This window comes from Pseudomonas sp. TCU-HL1 (assembly GCF_001708505.1).
GTDB lineage: Bacteria > Pseudomonadota > Gammaproteobacteria > Pseudomonadales > Pseudomonadaceae > Metapseudomonas.
The window spans coordinates 4512657-4535616 of sequence record NZ_CP015992.1; the positions used below are offsets into that span (position 1 = coordinate 4512657).

Sequence of the window (22960 nt, forward strand, 5' to 3'; positions counted from 1 at the left end):
TCTAAAGTTAATGACAATGACGATCCCATGCCTCGTTCAGCGTCTACCGTCCTGGTCCAGCCATTCTTCGACAAGGACACCAGCACTTTTACCTATGTGGTCTATGAGGGTGACGGCGGCGCAGCAGCCATCGTCGATCCCGTGCTCGACTACGATTCGGCTGTCGCTCGGACGTCATCCCAACCAGCGGACGTCATACTGGACTTTGTGCGCACGCACGACCTCAAAGTTGAATGGATCCTTGAGACCCACGCCCATGCGGATCATCTGAGCGCTGCCGGCTACCTCAAGGACAGGCTCGGCGCCCCAATGGCCATTGGACGCGGGATTATCGAGGTCCAACAGCGTTTCAAAGTGCTATTCGGCCTGGGTGACGAATTCGTCGCTGACGGGCGCCAGTTCGACCGATTGTTCGAAGACGGCGAGCGGTTTCAGGTGGGCTCGCTGGAGGGTTATGTGATAGCAACACCTGGGCACACTGACGATAGCCTGACGTACGTGATCGGGGACGCGGCTTTCGTGGGCGACACGGTGTTCGCGCCAGAGACAGGCACCGCGCGCACAAACTTCCCAGGAGGCGACGCCGCACAGCTGTACGCATCGATCCAGAAGATCCTGGCCATGCCGGCCGATACTCGTATTTTCCTGTGCCATGACTACCCGACCCACGATCACGCCCCTGCGGCGGAAAGCTCGATCGCGGCGCAGCTTGGAAGCAATGTGCACTTGGCCGGCGGGATCACTGAGGAGGACTTCGTGACCATGCGCCGCGCAAGGGATGCGTCGCTTCCAACTCCGCGGCTAATCCTGCCGGCTCTTCAGGTCAACATTCGTGGAGGTCGTTTCCCCGAACCAGATACGAATGGGCTGAGTTACCTACGTATGCCCCTCAACCAACTCGGGAGCGCTGCATGAGCAACTGGGCGCTATCTCTCGCTGGCGGTGTACTGATCGGAGTTGCCTCGACGCTGCTGCTCTGGCGCAACGGCCGGGTCGCCGGCGTCAGTGGGATGGTCAGCGGCGTTCTTTTTCAGGTGAGAGGAGATACGGCGTGGCGCGCGGCCTTCCTTGCCGGCCTTGTAGCAGCTGGAGGACTCTACCTTGGCCTGGTGCCGGATGCCTTCGTACCACGCGAGGAATTTCCGAGAACCGCACTTGTCGCCGCAGGCCTATTGGTGGGATTTGGCACCCGCATGGGTAGCGGATGCACCAGCGGTCACGGCGTCTGCGGATTGGGGCGACGCTCGCCACGCTCGCTTGTCGCGGTGTTCACATTCATGGTCACCGCTGTGATGACTACGTACCTGGTTCGCCATGTTTGGAGTGGGATATGAAGCGCTACGTACTTGCCGCACTTGCCTCAGAAGCCCTGTTCGGACTTGGTCTGAGTCTGTCCGGCATGACCGACCCCGAGCGCGTACTCGGCTTTCTGGACGTGGCAGGCGATTTCGACCCGTCCCTGCTGCTCGTCCTCGGCGGCGCAGTGGCGACCACTGTGCTGCTCTTCGGTTTCGTACTTCGCCGCAAGGCCCCCGTTCTCGCGGATAAATTCAATCTGCCCACACGGAACGACATCGACGTCCGACTAATCGGCGGTGCAGCGCTCTTTGGTGTCGGCTGGGGTATTGCGGGCTACTGTCCCGGCCCGGCCCTCGCAGGGCTCGGCGTCGGCTCGACCGAAGCGCTCTGGTTCGTTCCTGCGATGCTTGTCGGCATGCTGGCCCACCGACTCGTGCATGGGTCCTGAGAGCTCATCCATGAACCATCAGCGGTAATCAGGAGGTCGCGAATGAAGCCCAAGCCTAACCTCCTCCCTCCGGACAGTTCACACGGCTGAACGTATGGAACTGGACACTATTGAGTTCCTTCGCAGCAAAGTCTCCAAGCTGCAGGTGGAGGCGCTGCTCGTCTCGCTTACGACGTGAGCACCTGGTTAGGCAAAACCAGGGGCCCTCCCCTGCCAGAGCCGGCCCCCTGACTCGAGCTCGACTTATCCGAAATAAGGCCGAGCCCAACTTTCAATCATTCCCTCACTGCAACCCAGTTCATCACAGCAGGCAGGCGGAATTCGAAGGACTTTCCTTCAGTAAGCCAAAATCACTATGGGGCCTCGGTACCTATCGAAGCGACCTGTCGGTTCAGCTTGCTGTCCTTCACCACGACAGGCTTTTGGATGGCCGTTTCTCCGGATTCACGAACATTAAAATGCTTGTCATTAAGAAGGAAATGGGACAGCGCAGGAATCAGTACGAGCGCCGCCAGCATGTTCCAGATGAACATGAAGGCCAGCAGAATGCCCATGTCTGCCTGAAACTTGATTGGGGACCACATCCAGGTCACGACACCGACAGCCAGTGTCACACCAACCAGCGCCACCATCTTGCCGGTGAACTGAATTGCACGACGGTACGCCTGTTGCAACGTAAGCCCCATGCGCTGACCTTCCAGCTGCACGCTCAGCAGATAAAGCGCGTAGTCCACCCCGACGCCCACCCCCAACGCAACGACCGGCAGCGTTGCTACTTTGAGCCCAATGCTCAATTGCACCATCAGTGCTTCGGCGAGCAATGATGTGAGAACCAGAGGGAGTATCGCTACCACCACCGCGCGCCAGCTGCGGAATGTCACCAGACAGAGCAAAGCGACGGCAGCATATACAGCGAGCAGCATTTCAAGTTGCACACTCTTGACGATGATGTTGGTGGCCGCCTCAATTCCTGCGCTGCCGGCAGCTAGCAGGAGCTGGCGCTCCGGCACGCTGTGTTTCTCAGCAAAAGTGCTCGCCACTTCGACTATTCGTGCCAGCGTCGCGGCCTTGTGATCGGAAAGATAGGCAAGGACCGGAATCAACGAACACTCGCTGTTGAGGAACGGGGAATTCCATACCAGCGCGTTGTTAACCTGCGGCCAAACGACTCCCTTGTTGTCACTAATGGTGTACCACTTAGGGCTACCTTCGAAGCTGCCCGCAGTATAGGTACGCACGGTGTCCGCAAGCGACGCAGTGCCCTGCACACCAGGGACATGAGACAGCTCCCATGCCAAACGATCGGCTTCAACGAGTGTCTCAAAGGCACCGCATTGGTCAGGAGCCGTCTTGATCATGACGGCAAACACGTCGCTGGACACGCCAAACTTGGACGTAATGAACGCGTTGTCTTTGTTGTAGCGCGAATCTGGACGCAACTCGGGGCTGCCCGCGTGCAGATCGCCTACCTGCAACTTGGTACGCTCCACCAGCGCCAGCGCAGTGAGCGCAACGGCTACCAGGATTGCTGCAACTGCCCAGCGCTTCTCGGTGAAGCGGTCGAGGCTATTCCACACCCGGTCTATGCCTAGCTTATGGATGGTCGCGTCGTGCTCGATGATGTGCCGACGCGCCGCTTCCTGACTGATCCCGGTGAACGACAGCAGTACCGGCAACAGGATCAGGTTGGTTACCACCAGCATCGCGAAGCCGAGGCTCGCAGATAGCGCCAGCTCTCGGATGATCGGAATGTCGACCAGCACTAGCACGGCGAAGCCAACGCCGTCAGCGATCAGCGCGATCAAGCCCGGCAGGAAAAGACGGCGGAAGGTGTAGCGCGCAGCCACCCAAGGGTGCGTCCCACGGGCGATGTCTTGAGCTATGCCATTCATTTTCTGGCAGCCATGGGACACGCCAATGGCAAAGATCAGGAAGGGAATCAGGATGGTGAAGGCATCCAGCACACCTCCGAAAGTAATAACCAAGCCTTGCTGCCAGAACACGGCAATTACTGAGCAGACCAGCACAAGGCAGGTGCTGCGCACGCAACGCGTATGGAAGTAGATGATCAGCGCGGCGACCAAGGCGGCAACGATGAAGAACAGCATCACCTTGTGGATACCGTCGATCATATCGCCGGAAATCTTGGCGAAGCCGGTGATGTAAATACCGACGTCATCACTTTCGTACTTGGCGCGGATACTCTCGAGGGCCGAAGACAGTTCCTGATAGCTCAGCGGCTTTCCATCCACGGTAGGCAGCAATGGGATCTCGATCATGCTCGAGCGATAGTCGTTGGAGATGAGACTACCGACTACGCCGGCGCGAGCGATATTCATACGCAATTGCTTGATCGACTCGGGCGAGCCATCAAAGCTACCAGGCATTACCGGACCGCCAGCGAAGCCTTCTTCAGTGACCTCAGTCCAGCGCACCACCGGGGCCCAGATAGACTTGATCCATGTCTTGTCGACACCTGGAATCAGGAAGATCTCATCATTGATCTGCGACATCTTTTGCAAGTATTCAGCATCGTAGATGTCGCCCTTGCGATTCTCGATCACAAAGCGAACAGAATCGCCCAAGCCGCGCAGTTGGTCTCGGTTTTCGAGGAAATTCTTAATGTACGGGTGACTGTGCGGCAGCATCTTGTCGAAGCTGGTGGTCACCGTAAGGTTGCGCAACTGGTAGATCGAGAACAAGGTTGCGATCACGCAGAGCGCGATGATGAGCAGGCGATTGTTGAAGATCAAGCGCTCAAAAATATTGCCGGAGAGCCGGTTGAATAGTGCGGGGTCACGAATGACGCTCATCAACCCTGCTTTTTCATGCTTGCTATCAACATTCATCATTCTGCTCTCAATTTTTATTCTGCGTCTGCACCGGGTACATCAGAGACCTTCAACACGCACACCCAAAGGTCCCACCAACGCCATACGCTTTTCGTCGACCATGGTCGCTCCGAATAGCGGTATCTGGCTCGATTGCGGCAGTGCTTTGAAGGATCGCGCGCCATCGCTGCTAACCAAGACTTCTCCACTTTGGGCAATAACCAAAAGTCGGTCCTGACCATAAGGCAGTACCCGTACCACATTGCTATTGACCGGCAAGGGCACGCGCTCCCAGCTCATCCCTTGATCTGAGCTACGGAAGAAGCTCCCACGCATGCCATAGGCAAACAGTTGGTCGTGCGCTGCCGGCACAATGCCGAACAGAGTGCCGTTGTAGGGGGTGTCGATGGAAACGAACCGGTTGCTCTGCAGATCGTGGCGCCAAACTCGGCCCTGTTCTCCGGAAATGAAGAGCTGATCGCCGGCGCCGGCGATGGAGTAGAAATGCCACTCTTGTGGGTTGTCCGTCAGATGCATCAACGGCTTCCAATGCTGGCCGCCATCCTCCGTCGCAAAAATGCGGTTGAACGTGCCCACCACATAACCATGGAGATCATCGGTAAAGAACACGTCGAGGAACGGTTGGGTCTCCTTGTCCACGGCAAGGTTCTGTTCCTTAGCCAGAAGATCCGCTGCCTCAGCTAAATGCTCGGGGTTACTGGTATAGAAATCGATGGCCAGTTTCGAGGCCATTAGACCATCGAGCTGCTTCTCCCAGGTCAGGCCACCGTCTTGGCTGTGCAGAACGACACCTCCATGGCCGACGGCCCAGCCCTGGTTCGCGCTAGGGAAGGTCACTGCGACGAGATCGACACTGACCGGGACCTGTGCCTGCGTCCAGGTCTTGCCCTGATCGTCGGAGACCAGGATTACGCCTCGCAGCCCCACAGCGACCAGCCGGGAACCGACACTGGTGACCGCCAGCATGGGACTGCCGGCCAGGCGGTCACTTCTCATCGCCGGCACTTCCAGAGGCGGTTCGAAAGCTAGTGCGGGAGCTCCGGCAACTAACAGACCACTTAGGACAATACCGCTCATCACTGCGCCACGGATCCGATTTAGATCGAAACAACCGGCCAGAAAACCTTCACGCATGGCAAACCTCACATCGAAAAATTCGCATCATCACCCTGAACGTTTTCTCGAGCGGTCATCGTTGACGACCGCCCAGAAACGACCATTCGGCAATCAGAACGAGGTCTTGAAGGTCAGCGATATCCAGTCGCGGTCCCAGTACTTACCCAGCGCGGCGTTGTTGCGGCTACCAACTCCGAGTTCGTCCTTCGAGTGCTTGGAGATGAACCCGTTGTACTTAAGCTCGACGTTGTATTGGGCATAGATATCCGCAGCCAGGCCCACACTCCAACTGCCCTGCCCTTCGTTGCTGCCGAACTGCACGGGGGAGTTGCCGTGCAAGCCCATGTCGACGAACATCGGCATGGATAGATCGATGCCTGGAGAAACTTGATACCAAGTCGGTCTGAACAGCACCGAAGCACCGACTGCATCGCGAGTCTGGCAGGCAATCTCAGTGGCAATATGGTCGTTGGCGCAGTTGAAGCCTTTGCCGTTGTAGTTCTGCTCGTTATCCGTAACCTTATCCAGGTAGGAGTAGTTGAGCTCTGCAGTCAGGGTCGCAGCGTCGTAAACGGGTGACTTGCTGAAGTAAGCAATACCGTTGAATACGCCGGACCATACATTGCCGCGTGGCACCCAGGTGTCAGGATCGGTACCTTCCGGCACAAAGTTCGCGAACGGAGTAGTGGCCAGGGTGGCATCCTTGCGATAGGTGAGATCGGCGCCCCAGGCGATACCCCAGACCTGCTTCGAAAGGCTCAGACCAAACAGCTTCTCGCGCTTGTCGGACGAAAAGTCGATGCCGGTGCCGGTGGGAACCACCCCGACACCCGGGATTACCGCGACACTGGTAGTTACCAACTGAGGGAACTTGTTGGTGTACTCGCGATAGTAGAAACCAGCGGTCCCGTCCAGCCATTCAGGCGACCAACGCGCCGAGATGCCCCAGTCGCCATAAGTCTTGTCGGGCTCGTCGCTGGTGATCTCAAATGGCGTGCCGAAAACTGTACCACCACCACCCAGGCTTACACCGTCAGCCGCACCGAAGTAAGTGCCGCCATCTGGAATGACCATGGGCTTCCAATCCAGGTAGTACTGGGCGGCAACGGTCAGGTCTGGCTTGACCTGCGCACTCACGGAAATCTGGTTTAGCGGCTTGAACAACTCCTTGGCTTCGGTACCAGGAGTCGCAATGGCTTTACGAATATCAACTGGACCCTGCTGGTAGGACACCCCATTGACGAAGGAGAACAGGGATTCGCCCCAGTAGATGTTGTGCTGGCCAGCCTTCATGTCGACCGGGATGCTACCCAGATCGAAACCGGTGAATAGGAAGGCATCCAGGATCTCGCCGGACGGGCCATTGTTCCAGCGATCGGTGTAGTTGGTGTAGCTAGCACCATCGGGGCCGGCGCCTGCGCCGACGCCTGAGGCATCAAGTACCCGGTCGCCCTCGACATCACCTCGGTATGCATGGTCGTACCAACCGGCAGCACTCAGGCGAGCACCATGGCGATCCTTGTAGATGAAGTCCATCTCGCTGAGGACGTCGATGCGGTTGGTTACGACATCGCCTGCATCGGCAAACTTGCGATCGGATTGGTAGGCGGTGACATCGCCGGCACCTGCATTGTTGCCGCAGATATCCTCGTCGCAGTCCTGCACACGGAAGCCGATGTTGTAGCGCACGGTATTGTCCCAGCGCAGTGACATATCGGGATTGCCAAGATTAAAGTCGAACGCATTCACCTGTCCGACCACACAGAACATCATCACTGGCGCGGCGAGAAGACTACCGCCTGCCGCCCAATTTCGACTTGCCATCTTCATGTGTTGGTTTCCTTCTTATTATTGGATTACTCGCACATATCGACTTCACAGCTGGGTGCCCTCGACCGGATGGTCGCCAGGCTGCATCTGCGATCGCACCACTTGCGAAGTAACGTTACGCCGCAAGGCTTTCGTCCCCGTCGTCGGAACCGACGAATCCGCAAAGCCCGCGATAAAAAGCACAGGCCATACCACGCCCGGTCCAGCGACAACCAAAGGTAACTCTAGTCACAAAAGTGAATACGCAGGCTCAACCGTGCCAGCAGGGCGTATACGGATAGATCAGCGCTGCGCACTGGAAGCCTTTAATGAACCACAGGCAACCAGCGGTCATCGGAGTACATCAGGTAGGAAGGCAGCTCCACCCGGATATCGGCGAACTGGGAGAAGAGATAAAAACCACCGAAATAGATGGCCGTACATAGCGCAGCAAAGCCAGTTGCAGCGCCAAGCCTGGCCACCAGTCGGAGCCCGGCTGGCAGTTCGAATAGGCCGCGTTCGATGAAGGAAAGCCCATCGCCTCGCTTGGAGTGAGCCAGCCAGCTGTACAACGAGGCATAGATGGCTACGAGCAACGATTCGTAAAGCGGAAACTGGAATCGAGAACCGGGCCAGACGGTGAGCGAGCCGACTACGTAAGGCCATGCATAGGCTTCGGTGAAATGGATGATGGCCGATTCCGCCAGGAAATCGAACAGGAACGCCGCAGCAAAAGACAGCACCAGAGCCGCCGACAGCCCCAGCCAGGGACGGGCCAGCCGCAAGGTCACGAGCTGGATGGTAGCCAGTGCAACCCCGAAGTACATGTACATCGGCGGCCCCCAGAGCCAGGCTTCCGCATAGCGGGTCGGCCCTTCATGGCCGGGAAAGAAACCACCCCAAGTACCCATGTTGAAGGAGTGCTTGTTCCAGGCCATGTGGTAGTCGCTGAAATTGATGGTGGTATCGAGCACATAGGTGATCAGCGCACCGATCAACAGTAGTCCCTCTATCGGCGCGTGACCGGTCTTCACCCAGGGACGGACCAGATAGACGTAAAGCGCCACTACGGCGACCAGCAGACTTATCGCCTCAAGCCCGCGCAACATCAACAGGGCTTGGGCGTCCATCTCATCGGCAGCCGTCAGCGGCACCGGCGCGAACTCGCCAGAAAGCAACCATCGACCGAACACGACAAAGGAAAAACAGGTGAACAACGCGCCCAGCATGGCCCAGAGCACGATGGGGCTGAGCAGAAATTGCGCGCTCGCCCGCCGGATTGGCACCGGTGGACGGATATATGACAGCAAAGGTTCCGGCTTCATGGCAAAGCCCCCGCATCAGCAGTAGAACCAAAGCAACCCGCCGAACACCACCACCAGCCAGGCGCTGCATAGTTGGCGGATTGCGGCGGGCGCGTGGCGCACTTCCATGAAATGCAGGATCACCAGGCGCGCCTTGATCAGCGCCAGCGCCAGGATGGACGCCGGCGCCAGAATCCTACCCAGGCTCTCGCCCAGCAGATGGGTTCCCAGCGCCCAGCTGCCCACGGTGATCACCAGCAGCAGTACCCACACTGCGGTGACATTTTCTCGCACGTTCGCACTCATCAGGCTCACCCCAGGAGGTAGATCAGAGGGAAGATCACGATCCATAGCAGGTCGACCATGTGCCAGAAGGTCGCCCCGCTCTCCAGGAACGCAAGGCGCTGCCCTTCACCATGAGGCCGACTGGCCGCGCGCATCATGAAGAACAGCACCACCATGCCTACCAATACGTGAACCAGATGGAATCCGGTGATCAGGTAGTAGTACATGAAGAAATCGTTGCTTGTCAGTTGCTGCCCTTGCCACATCTTCAGGCCGTACTCGACGACCTTGAGTAGCGCGAAAGCTCCGCCACACAGCAACGCCAGCAGGAACCAGCGGCCTGCGGGTGCCAGCGGGTCGCGCCGGACGGCCTGGATGCCCTTCACCACGAACCAGGAACTGGTCACCAGGATCAGCGTGTTGACCACCCCGAAGCCTTGGCTGAGCAGTTGCTGGGAACGGCCGAACAACTCAGGCTGACCATGATAAGCATGGGCGAATACCAGGAAGAACAGACCGTAGATCAGCATGTCGCCGAGGATTAGCAGCCACAGGCCTGACTCACCCGGCGTATGGGTATGCGTGCGCGACACGAGGGAGGCTTGCATGTTCATGGTTGCACGCCCTCCTCGGCGTTCGCTTGCTGGTGGATCGCTCTAGCGATCACCCACCAGGTCACCAGGATCCAGCCGAAGAACGCCACCGCCGCCATCCAGAAGGCAAACAGGCCGTTCCAGGCGAAAGGGCCAGACTTGAAGAACACGACCATCTCACCACCAGTGAAGCCGGTCGCGACCCACAGGTTGAAGAAACCGAACCAGCGCGGCAGTACCGGTTTGGCCTCGCGCCGCATCAGCACGCAAAGGGCGATTACTAGCACCTGCAACAGGGCCGGTGGTACTGCGCCGATGAAGGTCATCCAGCTCAGGTCATGGATCACCTGTACCACTTCGGGTGCGCGTTCGGGGCGGAACGACACCACCATCCACAGTAGGCCAGGCATCAGGATCGCCACCACGGTACCGGTGGCCAACGCCAGCTGCACGTCGGCCAGCGGATGGTAAACCGCTCCCTCGATGCGCTTGAGCTGGTTAGAAATCGCCACCGCAAAGGGCCAAAACATCGCCCCGCCCATCATGATCATCAGTGCGGCAAAACGGATACGGTTGCAGCCCTCCTGATACATGAGCGCCGTATCGGCGGCACTCATCGCCGGGTCCGGTGGCGGCACCCAGCCAGCGAGCAGCAGTGCGATCCCCATCAGCACCACCATCGCCAGGGCGCCATGCACACAGATCAACTGCGCGTTTGTATTCCCTTGCATCACGACATCCCACCTGGACGTAGAAAGGCCGCAACCCACTCCGGGTTGCGGCCAGTGCCATCAGTTACTTACCGGATTCCGCCCTGGCTCATGTTTTCGGGAGTCCACATGGTGACGGGCTTCTTCTCTGTTGTCTGGAATCCACCGCCCTGGAACGCAGCGTAGGCGGGAAGCGTATAAGCGCCACGCTCTAGATCCAGGGTGAGAGTATTTTCCGGGATCATGCCGTAGCCGAACACGTAGTTCGGGATAGTAGGCATGGAGTCGACACGGATCAGCTTGCCGGTGGCATCGTAGTTGTCAGCGGTACCGGCGCCACTCACGTCCTCGTCGAAATAGAAGCGGCGCTTGGGTAGCAGATGACGAAAGCCTGGCTTCAGTGTGGCCTCGACGACCCGAACCCGGTGCAGTTCCCAGCGCATGCATTCCGGATTCGGGAAATTCTTGGTGAACAGCTTGTCCTCCGAACAGGCCTTGTAATCGTAGATGGCGAAGTTGTTGTAATTGATCAACTTCTCCTGCACCCCTACGTACTTGAAGTCATAGCGGTCCTGGCGCCCCAGGAACAACCGCTGCTGGTCCATGGTGGTGATGCCGCCAGCCACCGGCGAGGGGGTGTCATATGCTAGGTCAGGAGCAAGCTTTACCCGACGCTGGCCGGGCAGGTACTGCCAAGCCCTCTGCTCGCCCGCGATGTTCGTCCGCACCAGTGTCTGTTCGCCATTACGTCGAGCGGGATCGTACAGGGCGACACGCACCCGGAAGTATTCAACTTCGCTGCCCCGGGGACCACTGACACTGGGATCCAAGAAGGGATTGGTCGTCCAGTGCTTCTCAGCGTTGACCAAGATGCGGCGACCGCTACCATCGACCAGATAGGACTTGAGGTTGCTTTGCAGGTCGGGGATGTACTGCAGCTGATGGTTCCACATCACCTCGTTGCCGCTCTTCGGCATCGGGAATGGCAGGCCGCCGAAGCACCCCTCGATTCCCACACCGCCGTTTGTGGTCTTGCAGGAATCCGCGTTCTTCTTGGTGTTCTCCAGGTAAGAGTCCGGGAAACGGACAGTACGCCGGGTCGGATAGACGTTCATCTTGAAGTCGGGGTAGCGCGCAAACAGCGCCTTCTGCCCCTCAGTCAGGACGTTGGAGTACTGAGCGAGATTCTGGGCCGTGATCGTATACAGCGGCTTGTCGTTCCACGGATCGCAGAAGTTGGTCGGCTCGCTCGGGTTGTAGCACTTCGGAGTCCCGATCGGCTCGCCGGTGTAGGCCGGGATGCTGCCATCGGCATTTCCGTTGCGCTGTGCTCCGAACGGCGTCAGCTCCGACCCGCCCAGTTGCGCGGCTTCGCTGGCAGATACGGACTGAGCGGCGCTGACCAGGGCGGTCACTGCCAACACGCGAGCTAGTTTGCTTCGCATCATGTAACCCTCTCTTGTTGTAATCATGGGGTGGCGCCGTATTCGCGACGCCGGACTACGAACCATCAGGAATTAGGGTCCTGTGACCCCCTCCCTGCAAGCACTTCCGATATCGGTGAAATCCGTTGAACCCGTGCCACGGGCACCGAGGCTGCCTGGGATCGTTGAGATTACGTTACGCCCCTGGTTAAGCCCCGGTGTCGTCGGAACCGACGAATATCGGGCACTTACCTCCTAGCGCAGTGCCTGTCCGGCCCTGGCCTTCTCCAGCAGTAGCGTCGGCGGTGCGAACCGATCACCGTAAGCCTGCTGCAGCTCCTGCGCCCTCTCGATAAAGCGCTCGATGCCATAGCCATTCACGAACTGCAGGAAACCACCCGTCCACATCGGCGCGCCGATACCGAGGATGGAGCCCACATTGCCATCGGCCACTGAACGCAGGACGCCCTCCTGCAGGCATTTCACCGCCTCGATGACCTGGCGGAACAGCATACGGTCCTTGATATCCTCGACCGGCAGCGATATCTCCGGTTTGACGAATATCTCGTAGAGCCCCGGCCAGATGGTTTTCTCGCCGCCCTCCGGGTAGTCGTAAAAACCACCGCCGTAGTGGCGGCCGGGACGGTTGTGCTCCTTGATGAGAATGTTGCCGACTTTGTCGCTGTGACTGTTGTCGAAGACGGTGGCGAACACGCCCATTTCCTTCTGCGTTTCGTTGACCTTGCGCATCAGCTCCAGGCTGACCTCGTCAAGCACGGTCAGCGGCCCGACCGGCATGCCGATCTGCTTGCCAAGGTTGTCGATCAGCAGCGGGTCGACGCCCTCCAGCAGGAGCTTGCAGCCTTCGTCGAAGAAGCTGCCGAAGGTCCGCGAAGTGAAGAAGCCCAGCGAGTCGTTCACCACGATGGCGGTCTTGCCGATCTGCCGAGCGAAATCGAACGCCTTGGCCAGGGTTTCCTCGCTGGTCTGCTCGCCGCAGATGATTTCCACCAGAGGCATCTTCTCGACGGGGGAGAAGAAATGGATGCCGATGAAGTTGCCCGGACGTTTGGAGGCCTTGGCCAGCAGCGAGATCGGCAGCGTCGAAGTGTTGGTACCAAAGACTGCCAGTTCCCCCAACTGTTCTTCAGCCAGTTGAGTGACCTTGCCCTTGAGCTCGACACTCTCGAATACCGCCTCGACGATGAAATCTGCACCTTGCAGATCGGCGTATTCCGCTGTCGGCTTGATAAGGCCGAGGATCTGCGCCTTCTTGTCCTCGCTCAGGCGGCCCTGGGCAACCGACTTGCCAAGCAGCTTGTCGATACCCGCCTTGCCTTTCTCTGCCGCCTCCAGATTGACGTCGAGCAGCACCACTTCAATACCGGACTTGGCCGCCACATGTGCGATGCCATTTCCCATCATACCGGCGCCGAGAATGCCAAGTTTGACAACCTTGCTCTTCTCGAAGCCCTTGGGACGGCTGGAACCACCATTGACCTCGTTCAGCTGGAAAAACATGGTGTTAATGATGTTCTTCGCCTGGACACTGGCGGCGAGGTAGGTCAGACCACGCGTCTCCACCACCAGCGCTGCATCGAAGTCCAGCAACGTGGTCTCCACGGCCACCCCCAGAATACGCTCAGGAGCCGGCAGCAAACCGCGGGTGTTCCTGGCCGTCATGGCCATGGCGCCGGCGACCATCGGCGCGATGTGTGGCTGTTGGGCAGTTCCGCCCGGGATCTTGTGGCCCTTGCGGTCCCAGGGCTGAAAGCCGCGCAGTTCGTTCTCGCCCTGAGCCAGGATCCACGCCTTGGCGGCCGGCACCAGCGCTTCGGGCGCCGCGACCAGATCATCCACCAGACCGAGACCCAGCGCCTCACCCGGCTTCAGACGCTTGCCCTCAAGCAACAGCGGCAGCGCCTTTTCCAATCCCAGCTTGTGAACCAAACGCACGATCCCGCCAGCTCCCGGCAGAAGTCCGAGGGAAACTTCGGGCAGTCCGACCACTGCGGCGGGGTTGTCGAGCAGTATCCGATGGTTGCACGCCAGGGCGATTTCGAAGCCCCCCCCCAATGCCGCACCGTTGATGGCCGCCACTACCGGTACAGGCAGACGCTCCAGGCGACGAAGGTCATTCTTGGTCTGCTCGATCTTCGCCTGAAAATCAGCCTCGTCACCGGGCTCGAAGTCCAGCAGTTCGTTCAGGTCGCCGCCGGCGAAGAAGGTGCTTTTCGCGGAGGCGATCACGACGCCGGTCAGACCGGTTTCCTGCTCCAGACGCTGCACGGACTCGGCCATCGTGTCCCGATACAGCTGGTTCATGGCATTGACTGGACCCGGCATGTCCATGGTCAGCGTAACGATGCCATCGGCATCCTTTTCGTAGTTGAATACATTCATAAAGGGGGCCTCGCTTGTGAAGAATTTCTGCCGCGGCAGGTGGCGGCTCAGACGCGTTCGATGATCGTGGCAATGCCCATGCCGCCGCCTACGCACAGGGCGACCAGGCCACGCTTGAGATTGCGCCGTTCCAGTTCGTCGAGGACGGTGCCAACCAACATCGCACCCGTCGCCCCGATGGGATGGCCCAGGGCAATCGCTCCGCCGTTGACGTTGGTGATATCCGGCGAGATATCGAGGTCGCGCATGAAGCGCAGGGCCACGGAGGCGAATGCCTCATTGATTTCGAACAGATCGATGTCCTGGACTCGCAGTCCGGCTTTGGCCAGCGCCTTCTTCGCAGCCGGACCAGGTCCGGCCAGCATCAGCGTGGGCTCGGTGGACAGGACCGCCGTGGCAACGATGCGGGCACGTGGTTCCAACCCCAACTGCTGCCCTGCGAGCTGGCTGCCCAGCAGCGTAGCGCTGGCACCATCGACGATACCCGAGGAGTTACCAGCCGTGTGGATGTGCTCGATTCGCGCTACCTGCGGATACTTGCGCAGGGCGATATCGTTGTAACCGACCTTGCCCATCGACGCGAAGGACGGCTTCAGCTGGGCCAGCGCCTCCATCGTCGTCCCGGGCTTGATGAACTCATCGCGCTCCAGCACCACCAGGCCGTTGACGTCTCGCACCGGCACGACGGAGCGATCAAAGTAGCCACTGTCTCGGGCATGGGACGCACGCTGCTGCGACAGCAGGGCAAAGCGATCGACGTCCTCGCGCGAATAGCCATCGAGCATGGCTAGCAGGTCCGCACCGATGCCCTGGGGAACCGACCCAAGCTTGAAGGCGATTTCCGGGTCCTGAATCCAGGCACCACCGGCGCTGCCCATAGGCAGGCGCGACATGGACTCGACACCGCCAGCGACTATCAGATCCTCCCAGCCACTGGCGATACGGCTGGCAGCCTGATTAACGGCTTCAAGGCCGGAAGCGCAGAAGCGGTCGATCTGCACACCCGGAACACTCTGGTCCCAGCCAGCATACTGAACCGAGCACTTGGCGATGTCGCCGCCCTGCTCGCCCACAGGCTGCCCACATCCGAGCACCACATCATCGACACGCGAGGTATCGAGATCATGGCGCTGCTGCAATTCGGTGAGTAGACCGGCGGCAAGATGAACCGGTTTCACGGTAAACAGTGAACCGTCCTTTTTGCCTTTCCCACGTGGCGTGCGAATGGCGTCGTAGATGAAGACTGCCTGTGACATCGGAGATTCCTCTTGGCGATTTCAGAGATATGTCTGAAGCCTATGGAACCCCCTCCCCCCCTACATCGTCGGAAGCGACGATCACTGCAAGGGCATTCGACCGGACCATATCCGTAATTCACGCAACACGATCAAAACCTCATTCACAGCATCCTTGAACAGGCCATTTAGAGGCTTTGTGCACGACGGCAGGCACTTCGCACCTCGCGCCTCTCCCACGCCTAGACGTCTGATCCAGACGCTGCCGTCCCCGGAAAGAACTTGCAGCCGGCCCAGCTTGCCCATAGCTTAATGATCCAATAAGAAATGACGGGGAACATGGCAGCCCCGCTAAAGGAATCGTGATGTCTTCGACTCAACGCCCTGCGCCATACATCTCGCGCACCAAGGTGACCCCACCAGCCACCTCGCGCTTCGAAGTCCCTCGCCAGGCTATTCTCGACCGAGCGGGTACTGCCGTTGGCAGTCGCGCCGTCCTGGTCCATGCACCAGCCGGTTTCGGCAAGACCACGTTCATGACCCAATTGTTGGCACGTTATCAGCGGCAAGGCGTGGCGACCGTCTGGCTCACATTGGACAGTGGCGACAATGATGTTTCGCGCTTTTTAAGCGGCTTCTCGACGGCCATCGCCGGTCTGCAGAAAGAAATCGCTCATGACCTGTCGCAAATGCGAAACGCCGACCTTGTGTCCTGGATACTCGACTGCATCTCCGAGTGCCCGACACCTGTCGCGATTTTCTTCGACGATTTCGAATCCATCCGCAACCCGGTCGTGCTCGGCCTCGTGGCGCGCGGCATCGAAGCGCTTCCCAGCAAGGCCAGCCTGGTGATTGGCAGCCGGACGCTTCCCGAGATCGGCCTGGCTCGCCTGCGGGCACGCGGCAGCCTTGTCGAAATAGACTCGGCAGGTCTGCGCTTCAGCAGCGAGGAAACCCAGGACTTTCTCACCCAGCGCCGGGGCACTGGCCTGAACGATTCACAACTGGAAAAGCTACAGTCCAGCACGGAGGGATGGGTCACCGCGCTCTGGTTGGCGTCGCTGGCGCTAGAAAACCATGGCGATACGGATAAATTCCTCGACTCCTTCTCCGGTTCAAACGCAGCGATAGCGGCCTACCTCGCCGAGGACGTTTTGGCTGCCCTGCCCGATCGCCTTCGCCACTTCCTGCTGCGTAGCAGCATACTGGACGAGCTTAGTCCCACTCTTTGCGATGCGGTATGTGGCGTGACCGACAGTCTCGGGATGCTGCAAGAGTTGGAGCGACACCAGCTGTTCCTCGTTCCGGTCGACGAGCAACGCAATCTCTACCGTTATCACAGTCTGTTTCTTGATTTCCTCCGCCACCAGGTACAACGCCGACATACCGAAGAGCTCCACGCACTGCACCAGGCCGCCTGCAAGGCCTACCTGCAGGAAGGCAGGGCAATCCCCGCCATCCGCCATGCCCTGCTGTCTGGGGAAACGCATACTGCACTCGACCTGCTGTATCAGCACGTCGACGATCTTCTCAGCCAAGGCCGCCTGCGCCTGTTGGCCGAATGCATTGGACAGCTACCGAAGATGGAGCTGGAACGTCATCCCCGGCTGCAACTGATCCGCGCCTGGTGCACAGCCTTCACTTGGGGGCCGCGTGAAGCGATGGCGATCTTGGGCGATATCGACAGCACGACGCTGCCCAACGAGTCCGCCGTATACCTGAAGGCGTTGCGCCCGATGCTGCTGGTCATGATGGACCGCAACCAGGAAGCCCATGACCTCGGCGTGCAGGCGCTCGCGGAGGTATCCACCGAGCACCCCTTTGCCTGGGCCATGCTCAATCAGGCACTTACGCAGACCAGCATCATCCTTGGTCTGCACGATAAAGCGCATCACTTCGTCGATGAGGCGCGTAGGGCTCAAAGCGACTCTGCTGGCGCATTTGGTTTCGTGCTCGCGGAGTCAGCTGAGGCCCTGCTCGACATGATGGCCGGCCGTCTCAAGCAATCCACGGCGCGACTGCGCATGGCGACTACCATGCTCGAGGCCTCACGGCAGCGCGACCGCAACGGCAACGCCCTGGCAGCGGTGCAGCTGGCCGAGGCGCTATACGAGAGCGATGAATGCGAAGAAGCCCAGCGCCTGCTGCTGATCTTCACACCTCTCGTTCAGGACCTTGGCCTCTCGGATGCGTTGATCACCGCCCATACGCTGCTGGCGCGTATTGCCGACGACAAGGGCGATCGCGACCGTGCGCTGCAACTGCTCACCGAACTGGAAAACGTCGGACATCGATCCGGCCTGCCACGCGTCGCTGCCAGCGCGCGCCTGGAGCGTGCGATGCTGGCTCTGTCCCACGGCGATCATGCCGGTGCATTGGAACAGCTGACGCTCGCTGAGCAGACTTTCCCATGGAGCGAGGCCGTCACGCACTGGTTCATCGGCAACGATACGTTGACGCCACCCATCGCCCGACTTCGCTGGATGATTCGTTCTGGCTCTGCTGGCAAGGCCATCGCACCACTTCGCACCGAGCTGGCAGAAGCTGAACGCCTCATGCGCGGCCGCAGGGCCTTGAAACTGCGAATTCTCCTGGCCGAAGCCCTGTATATCGACCACCAGCCCAAGGTTGCATTGCGCACCCTGGAGCGGGCGCTGAAGTTCGCACAGACCGAAGGCTTTGTCCGCACATTCTTCGAGGAAGGTGCCACCGTTCAGGCCATGCTTCGGGAGTTGCACAGTGAACAGGATGAAGACGAGCTACCCGCAGAAGGCAGTCTGGATCGCTGGCTGCGGCAAAGCGCTCCAGCCCAATCTGAGGCCGTCTCGGCCAGTGGGCTGGTCGACCCACTGACGAAGAAGGAGCTGAAGGTACTTCAGCTGCTCGCCCTGGGTATGTCCAACGCAGACATGGCTGAGAAACTGTTCGTTTCTGACTCTACCGTCCGCACTCACCTGCGAAACATCAACCTCAAGCTACATGCAGGTAGCCGCGCCCAGGCCGTGGCTATTGCCCGACGCCTGGGCCTATGCCCCTGAACTCCAAAGCGCCGTGACCAAGAGGCGCAATATTCAACGAATCGGCCGCCCGGCTCTTGCAGAGGCGGGCGGCCGACGGATCTGCTCTATGCCAGGCGAGCGCGATACTCGTCCCGCAGGATCCGCTTGAGGAGCTTGCCGTTGGGCTCGCGTGGCAGGCTGTCGGTGAAGTCAATCACCCGCGGACACTTGATCGGGGACAACTGCTGCCGGCAGAACGCAATCAGTTCCTCGACCAGGGCCTCCGATGGCTCCACGCCGGGCTCCAGTTGCACTACGGCGCGAACTTCCTCACCAAAATCGCTGTGCGGTGTGCCGATCACAGCCACATCCAAGACCTTGGGATGGGTGATGAGTACGTTCTCAGTTTCCTGCGGGTACACGTTGACGCCGCCGGAGATGATCATGTTGTTTTTGCGATCAGTGAGGAACAGGAATCCGTCCGCATCAACGTGTCCGATGTCTCCCACGGTAGCCCAGCCCGCCTCGTTATAAGCCTCGCGGGTCTTCTTTTCATCTTTGTGGTAGCTGAAACGGGGGCCATTGGCGAAGTACACGAGGCCATCCTCGCCAGGCGGCAATTCTTTGCCGTCCTCGCTGACGATATGCAGCTCCCCCAAGACCGCTCGCCCGACGGTGCCCGGCCGTTCCAGCCAGGACTTGCTGTCGACCATGGTTGAACCTATGGTCTCGGTGCAAGAGTAGAACTCGGCAAGGATGGGACCCCACCAGCGAATCATCTCGTGCTTGGTTGGCACTGCACAGGGCGCGCCCGCATGCACTGCAACCTTCTGGCTCGATAGGTCATAGCGCTCGCGCACCTCGCTGGGCAGTGCCAGCATACGATGGAACATGGTGGGCACCCACTGCGAATGGGTCACCTTGTGTCGCTCGATGGCTTTCAGTGAATTTTCCGCATCGAAGCGCTCGGCCATCACCAGGGTTCCCCCTAGAATGGTCACGCCCTGCCCCCATTTCATCGGCGCAGCATGGTAGTACGGCGAGGGAGAGAAATAGACGGAGTCTGGACCCACACCGAAGCCGCGTTGCATGAGCCCGGCAATGACCGCGGTACTGCCTAGCGGTAATCCGCTCAACGCCGGTTTGACCCCTTTCGGACGCCCCGTGGTGCCAGACGAGTAGAGCATTTCGCTGCCCTCCACCGCCCCCCGGATCGGGCTACCGTCAAATGCTGACAGGGCGTCGTCAAACAGTTTCACTCCTGCGACAGGATCCAGACTGTAGATCTGCGGCGGCCTCGGCAGCGCGCGAACCGCCTCCAGGATAGCCGGCGCTGTCTTTGCAGTGACCAACAGTACCTGGGCTTCGCAGTCCGCCACGATATAGGCGGCCTCCGCTCCGGTCAGACGGGTGCTAATGAAGGTGTAGTAGAGGCCAGCATAATGGGCTCCCCACTGCACGACCGGGCATTCCAGGCGATTTTCCAGGCAGTAGGCGACATGGTCGCCCGGCTTCAGGCCGAGCCACTGATAGAGGCGGCCGAGTCGATTGGCATAGGTATCCAGAGCCCCATAGGTCAGCGTATCTCCCGTTTCGGCCATGATCACGGCGGCTTTGTCGGGAGCGTGCGCAGCGTGCGCACCGGGGTACAGCGATGGCTTGTCACTCATTTCAGTGGCCTCATGACAGTTGGCTCCGGCCCGTGTGGCGGAACACGATTGTGCTTGTTATGGGTGCGATCAGAGGTGTTTTAGTATCCAACCCAAGACTTTTCTTACGTGTGGCTTGTAGGGCGGGAAAAACATCCTGGCCAGCAGTACCTGGGTCTGCAGGACGGCGCGCTCATGGGAAAAGGCGCGAATCCCCCATTCACCGTGGTAGCTGCCGATCCCGGAATTGTTGACCCCTCCGAACGGCAGGTTGTGATGCAGGAAGTGCGCGGCCACGTGATTGACGCAGGTACCGCCTGCGCTGGTGCGCTCGATCAGCGCGTCTGCACTTGCCTGGTCACGTGTCCAGACGTAGAGCGCCAGCGGCTTGGGCGCAGCGTTGATCCGCTCGATCACATCCTCCAGCTGGGCGAAGGGGAGAATTGGCAGCAGCGGGCCGAAGATTTCCTCCTGCATGATGCGCGCGTCGTCTGGCAGGTCGCCCAGCAAGGTCGGCGAAACGAAATGGGCGTCGACGTCAACTTCGCCGCCATACAACACGCGGGCACCTCGTCGCTTGGCGTCGTCAATGAGACCCGCAACACGCTGGGTATGGCGAACGTTGATGACCCGCGACAACGGTGCATCCTTGGCCGCCAGACCTTCGCCGTACCAGGCATCCAGATGCGCGCACACGCATTCTACGAACCGCTCGCGCACCGACTCGTGAACGTAGATGTGATCGGGCGCGATACAGGTCTGCCCGCTGTTGATGAACTTGCCCCAGGCAATGGTTTTGGCCGCCAGCGCGACGTCGGCGCTGCGATCCACAACAACGGGGGATTTCCCCCCCAACTCTAGGGTCACGCTGGTGAGATTCTTCGCCGCAGCCCCCATGACCAGCTTGCCAATGGCGGGGGCGCCGGTGAAGAAGCAGTGATCGAAGGGCAGTTCAAGCAGCGCTTCGGCAACTGTCGCGTCGCCCTCGAAAATGGCTACTTCTGTCTCGTCAAAAACTTCCCGGACGATTTTCACCAGCACCGCAGAGAGGTGCGGCGCGATTTCCGAGGTCTTGATCATTACCGTATTGCCACAAGCAATCGCCGGGACCAGCGGCCCGAGAGTCAGGGTCACCGGATAGTTCCAAGGGGCGATGATGAGGCAGCGTCCGCGCGGCTCATAGCGTACCCATGCCCGCGTGCCGAGCATCATCAGGGATGGACTCACGCGCTTCGGCCTCAGCCACTTGCCGAGTCTTCGGCAGCAATCGGAAATTTCCATGATCACCGGCATCAGCTCGGTGAAGTCGACTTCTACGGGCGGGCGCTTGAAGTCCCGGGCCGCCGCTTCAACGATCGCCTCGCGATAGCTCAGCAATACCGCACGCAGCCGTTTCAGCTTGGCGATTCGCTCGCTGACGGTCGAACTGCGCAGGCGCAATGCGACCGATCGCTGCGCCTCGAAAATCCGCTGAATATCCGCCGCAAGTTGGGGCGTCAGAGACTCTGGGGGAAGAATCGGTGCCTGGACGACTGACATAGGGGCTTCTCTACCATTGGACTGAGGCCATCATCATCAATCTGTCGTCAATGGAAATCGTCGTAAACGACGACACTGAACCCCCGCTTACCTACCTAGGATTTGTCCATCAGCCCAACGCACCGCATGGACATTACTATGATCGACGGCTACCAACCCCGCTGGATGAATGAAGAGCTTCTGGCACTGCAAGACCTGGCCCGACGCTTCACCGCCGAGGAAGTGACCCCACATCAGGAACACTGGTACGCCCAGGGGGCAACCGATCGAGAAGTCTGGCTCAAGGCAGGGGCGGCCGGCATCCTGCTCCCTGATATCTCCAGTGAGTATGGCGGCTCCGACGGCACCTTCGCCCATCAAGCCGTGCTGGCCCACGAACTCTGCCTGGCTGGAGACTCCAGCTTCCGCTGCGGGCAGCAAATCCATGTGATCGCCGCACACTACATCCAGCGCTACGGCACCGAAGCGCAGAAGCAGCGCTACCTACCGAAGCTTGCCAGCGGCGAGTACATCGCCGGCATGGGCATGACCGAGCCCAATGGTGGCACCGACCTGCAGAACATGCGTACCCGCGCCATCAAGCAAGGTGACCGCTACCTCATCAACGGAGCCAAAACCTTCATCACCAACGGTTCGACCGCCGACATCCTGGTGCTGGCAGCCAAGACCAATCCCAAGGAAAAGGCCAAGGGTGTCTCGCTGTTCATCTTCGAAACCCGCACGCCCGGTTTTCGCGTCGGCCAGCGCCTGAAGAAGATCGGCCTGCATGGTTCCGACACTTGCGAGCTGTTCTTCGAGGACTGTGAGGTACCGGAAGACGCCCTGCTCGGTGGCGTCGAAGGCCAGGGCTTCTACCAGATGATGCGCGACCTCACCTACGAGCGCACCCTGACCGGAGTGAACTGCGCCGCCGTGATGGAACATGCCTTCCGTGTAACGCGTGACTACGCCAGCGACCGCACCATGTTCGACAAGCGCCTGATCGACCTGCAGCATGCCCGCTTCGAGCTGGCAGAGGTGAAGACGGCAGCCACCGTTGCGCGGATCTTCGCCGACTTCGCCATTGAGCGTTACCTGGACGGCACCATCACCACCGACATCGCCTCCATGAGCAAGTGGTGGATCAGCGAACAGCAGTGCGAGGTGGTCAACCGCTGCCTGCAGCTGTTCGGCGGTCACGGCTACATGCTCGAGTACCCCATCGCCCGCATGTACGTCGACGCGCGCATCGAGCCAATCTACGCCGGCTCCAATGAGATTCTCAAAGAACTCATTGGCCGCGCCCTCTGATCCTA

Annotated in this window: 17 protein-coding genes; 5 read left to right on the forward strand and 12 right to left on the reverse strand. The window is 59.7% G+C overall.

Going from position 1 to position 22960, the window contains the following annotated elements:
- Window positions 1–27 precede the first annotated feature (27 nt).
- Genes THL1_RS20775 through THL1_RS20785 form a run of 3 tightly spaced genes read left to right on the forward strand, consistent with a single transcriptional unit; the run spans window position 28 to window position 1747 of the window.
- Window positions 28–915 (forward strand): MBL fold metallo-hydrolase, encoded by an 888-nt coding sequence (locus tag THL1_RS20775; RefSeq protein WP_069084999.1) that lies wholly within the window; start codon window positions 28–30, stop codon window positions 913–915.
- On the forward strand, window positions 912–1334 hold the full coding sequence (locus tag THL1_RS20780) for a YeeE/YedE family protein (protein WP_069085000.1): 423 nt from the start codon (window positions 912–914) through the stop codon (window positions 1332–1334). The genes THL1_RS20775 and THL1_RS20780 overlap by 4 nt, the downstream gene beginning before the upstream one ends.
- On the forward strand, window positions 1331–1747 hold the full coding sequence (locus tag THL1_RS20785) for a DUF6691 family protein (protein ID WP_069085001.1): 417 nt from the start codon (window positions 1331–1333) through the stop codon (window positions 1745–1747). The genes THL1_RS20780 and THL1_RS20785 overlap by 4 nt, the downstream gene beginning before the upstream one ends.
- A gap of 353 nt (window positions 1748–2100) precedes the next feature.
- On the opposite strand, the gene THL1_RS20790 is transcribed toward THL1_RS20785, so the two are convergent.
- The 10 genes from THL1_RS20790 to THL1_RS20835 form a co-directional block, all read right to left on the reverse strand.
- Window positions 2101–4596: an efflux RND transporter permease subunit gene (locus THL1_RS20790; RefSeq protein WP_202969647.1), complete on the reverse strand. Its 2496-nt coding sequence runs from the start codon at window positions 4594–4596 to the stop codon at window positions 2101–2103.
- A gap of 42 nt (window positions 4597–4638) precedes the next feature.
- On the reverse strand, window positions 4639–5733 hold the full coding sequence (locus THL1_RS20795; protein ID WP_083245977.1) for a WD40/YVTN/BNR-like repeat-containing protein: 1095 nt from the start codon (window positions 5731–5733) through the stop codon (window positions 4639–4641).
- A 93-nt stretch (window positions 5734–5826) separates the two neighbouring features.
- The gene (locus THL1_RS20800) at window positions 5827–7545 is read right to left on the reverse strand and encodes a DUF1302 domain-containing protein (protein ID WP_069085003.1); all 1719 of its coding nucleotides are present in this window, start codon (window positions 7543–7545) and stop codon (window positions 5827–5829) included.
- A 305-nt stretch (window positions 7546–7850) separates the two neighbouring features.
- Window positions 7851–8849 carry a spirocyclase AveC family protein gene (locus tag THL1_RS20805; RefSeq protein ID WP_083245978.1) on the reverse strand — a complete coding sequence of 333 codons (999 nt, stop codon included), beginning with the start codon at window positions 8847–8849 and terminating at the stop codon, window positions 7851–7853.
- 15 nt (window positions 8850–8864) lie between these two features.
- A complete protein-coding gene (locus THL1_RS20810) occupies window positions 8865–9134 on the reverse strand; it encodes a cytochrome C oxidase subunit IV family protein (RefSeq protein ID WP_069086590.1) in 270 nt (89 codons plus the stop codon).
- 5 nt (window positions 9135–9139) lie between these two features.
- Window positions 9140–9727 (reverse strand): cytochrome c oxidase subunit 3 family protein, encoded by a 588-nt coding sequence (locus THL1_RS20815; protein ID WP_069085005.1) that lies wholly within the window; start codon window positions 9725–9727, stop codon window positions 9140–9142.
- Window positions 9724–10437: a hypothetical protein gene (locus tag THL1_RS20820; RefSeq protein WP_069085006.1), complete on the reverse strand. Its 714-nt coding sequence runs from the start codon at window positions 10435–10437 to the stop codon at window positions 9724–9726. The genes THL1_RS20815 and THL1_RS20820 overlap by 4 nt, the downstream gene beginning before the upstream one ends.
- Before the next feature lie 68 nt (window positions 10438–10505).
- Entirely contained in the window at window positions 10506–11864 is a 1359-nt protein-coding gene (locus THL1_RS20825; RefSeq protein ID WP_069085007.1) for a DUF1329 domain-containing protein, read from the reverse strand.
- A 231-nt stretch (window positions 11865–12095) separates the two neighbouring features.
- Window positions 12096–14243 carry a 3-hydroxyacyl-CoA dehydrogenase NAD-binding domain-containing protein gene (locus THL1_RS20830; RefSeq protein WP_069085008.1) on the reverse strand — a complete coding sequence of 716 codons (2148 nt, stop codon included), beginning with the start codon at window positions 14241–14243 and terminating at the stop codon, window positions 12096–12098.
- Between the two features lie 47 nt (window positions 14244–14290).
- Window positions 14291–15499 (reverse strand): acetyl-CoA C-acetyltransferase, encoded by a 1209-nt coding sequence (locus tag THL1_RS20835; protein WP_069085009.1) that lies wholly within the window; start codon window positions 15497–15499, stop codon window positions 14291–14293.
- A gap of 344 nt (window positions 15500–15843) precedes the next feature.
- Here THL1_RS20835 and THL1_RS20840 point away from each other — a divergent pair, with 344 nt between their 5' ends.
- Complete coding sequence (locus tag THL1_RS20840; RefSeq protein WP_069085010.1) at window positions 15844–18516, forward strand: LuxR C-terminal-related transcriptional regulator; 2673 nt, start codon at window positions 15844–15846, stop codon at window positions 18514–18516.
- Between the two features lie 86 nt (window positions 18517–18602).
- On the opposite strand, the gene THL1_RS20845 is transcribed toward THL1_RS20840, so the two are convergent.
- Together THL1_RS20845 and THL1_RS20850 are read right to left on the reverse strand one after the other, a co-directional pair.
- Window positions 18603–20147 carry an acyl-CoA synthetase gene (locus tag THL1_RS20845; RefSeq protein ID WP_069085011.1) on the reverse strand — a complete coding sequence of 515 codons (1545 nt, stop codon included), beginning with the start codon at window positions 20145–20147 and terminating at the stop codon, window positions 18603–18605.
- Window positions 20148–20216: 69 nt separating this feature from the next.
- Window positions 20217–21665, reverse strand: a complete 1449-nt coding sequence (locus tag THL1_RS20850) for an aldehyde dehydrogenase family protein (protein ID WP_069085012.1) — start codon at window positions 21663–21665, stop codon at window positions 20217–20219.
- A gap of 138 nt (window positions 21666–21803) precedes the next feature.
- On the opposite strand from THL1_RS20850, the gene THL1_RS20855 reads away from it, so the two are divergent.
- Entirely contained in the window at window positions 21804–22955 is a 1152-nt protein-coding gene (locus tag THL1_RS20855) for an acyl-CoA dehydrogenase family protein (RefSeq protein ID WP_069085013.1), read from the forward strand.
- Window positions 22956–22960 lie beyond the last annotated feature (5 nt).

What these genes read in the sequence shown, in the direction of transcription:
- THL1_RS20845 (WP_069085011.1), bottom strand. Translation starts at nt 20,147, where the DNA reads ATGAGTGACAAGCCATCGCTGTACCCCGGTGCGCACGCTGCGCACGCT.
- THL1_RS20805 (WP_083245978.1), bottom strand. Translation starts at nt 8,849, where the DNA reads ATGAAGCCGGAACCTTTGCTGTCATATATCCGTCCACCGGTGCCAATC.
- THL1_RS20850 (WP_069085012.1), bottom strand. Translation starts at nt 21,665, where the DNA reads ATGTCAGTCGTCCAGGCACCGATTCTTCCCCCAGAGTCTCTGACGCCC.
- THL1_RS20795 (WP_083245977.1), bottom strand. Translation starts at nt 5,733, where the DNA reads ATGCGTGAAGGTTTTCTGGCCGGTTGTTTCGATCTAAATCGGATCCGT.
- THL1_RS20825 (WP_069085007.1), bottom strand. Translation starts at nt 11,864, where the DNA reads ATGATGCGAAGCAAACTAGCTCGCGTGTTGGCAGTGACCGCCCTGGTC.
- THL1_RS20835 (WP_069085009.1), bottom strand. Translation starts at nt 15,499, where the DNA reads ATGTCACAGGCAGTCTTCATCTACGACGCCATTCGCACGCCACGTGGG.
- THL1_RS20855 (WP_069085013.1), top strand. Translation starts at nt 21,804, where the DNA reads ATGATCGACGGCTACCAACCCCGCTGGATGAATGAAGAGCTTCTGGCA.
- THL1_RS20800 (WP_069085003.1), bottom strand. Translation starts at nt 7,545, where the DNA reads ATGAAGATGGCAAGTCGAAATTGGGCGGCAGGCGGTAGTCTTCTCGCC.
- THL1_RS20775 (WP_069084999.1), top strand. Translation starts at nt 28, where the DNA reads ATGCCTCGTTCAGCGTCTACCGTCCTGGTCCAGCCATTCTTCGACAAG.
- THL1_RS20820 (WP_069085006.1), bottom strand. Translation starts at nt 10,437, where the DNA reads ATGCAAGGGAATACAAACGCGCAGTTGATCTGTGTGCATGGCGCCCTG.
- THL1_RS20815 (WP_069085005.1), bottom strand. Translation starts at nt 9,727, where the DNA reads ATGAACATGCAAGCCTCCCTCGTGTCGCGCACGCATACCCATACGCCG.
- THL1_RS20810 (WP_069086590.1), bottom strand. Translation starts at nt 9,134, where the DNA reads ATGAGTGCGAACGTGCGAGAAAATGTCACCGCAGTGTGGGTACTGCTG.
- THL1_RS20790 (WP_202969647.1), bottom strand. Translation starts at nt 4,596, where the DNA reads ATGAATGTTGATAGCAAGCATGAAAAAGCAGGGTTGATGAGCGTCATT.
- THL1_RS20780 (WP_069085000.1), top strand. Translation starts at nt 912, where the DNA reads ATGAGCAACTGGGCGCTATCTCTCGCTGGCGGTGTACTGATCGGAGTT.
- THL1_RS20785 (WP_069085001.1), top strand. Translation starts at nt 1,331, where the DNA reads ATGAAGCGCTACGTACTTGCCGCACTTGCCTCAGAAGCCCTGTTCGGA.
- THL1_RS20830 (WP_069085008.1), bottom strand. Translation starts at nt 14,243, where the DNA reads ATGAATGTATTCAACTACGAAAAGGATGCCGATGGCATCGTTACGCTG.
- THL1_RS20840 (WP_069085010.1), top strand. Translation starts at nt 15,844, where the DNA reads ATGTCTTCGACTCAACGCCCTGCGCCATACATCTCGCGCACCAAGGTG.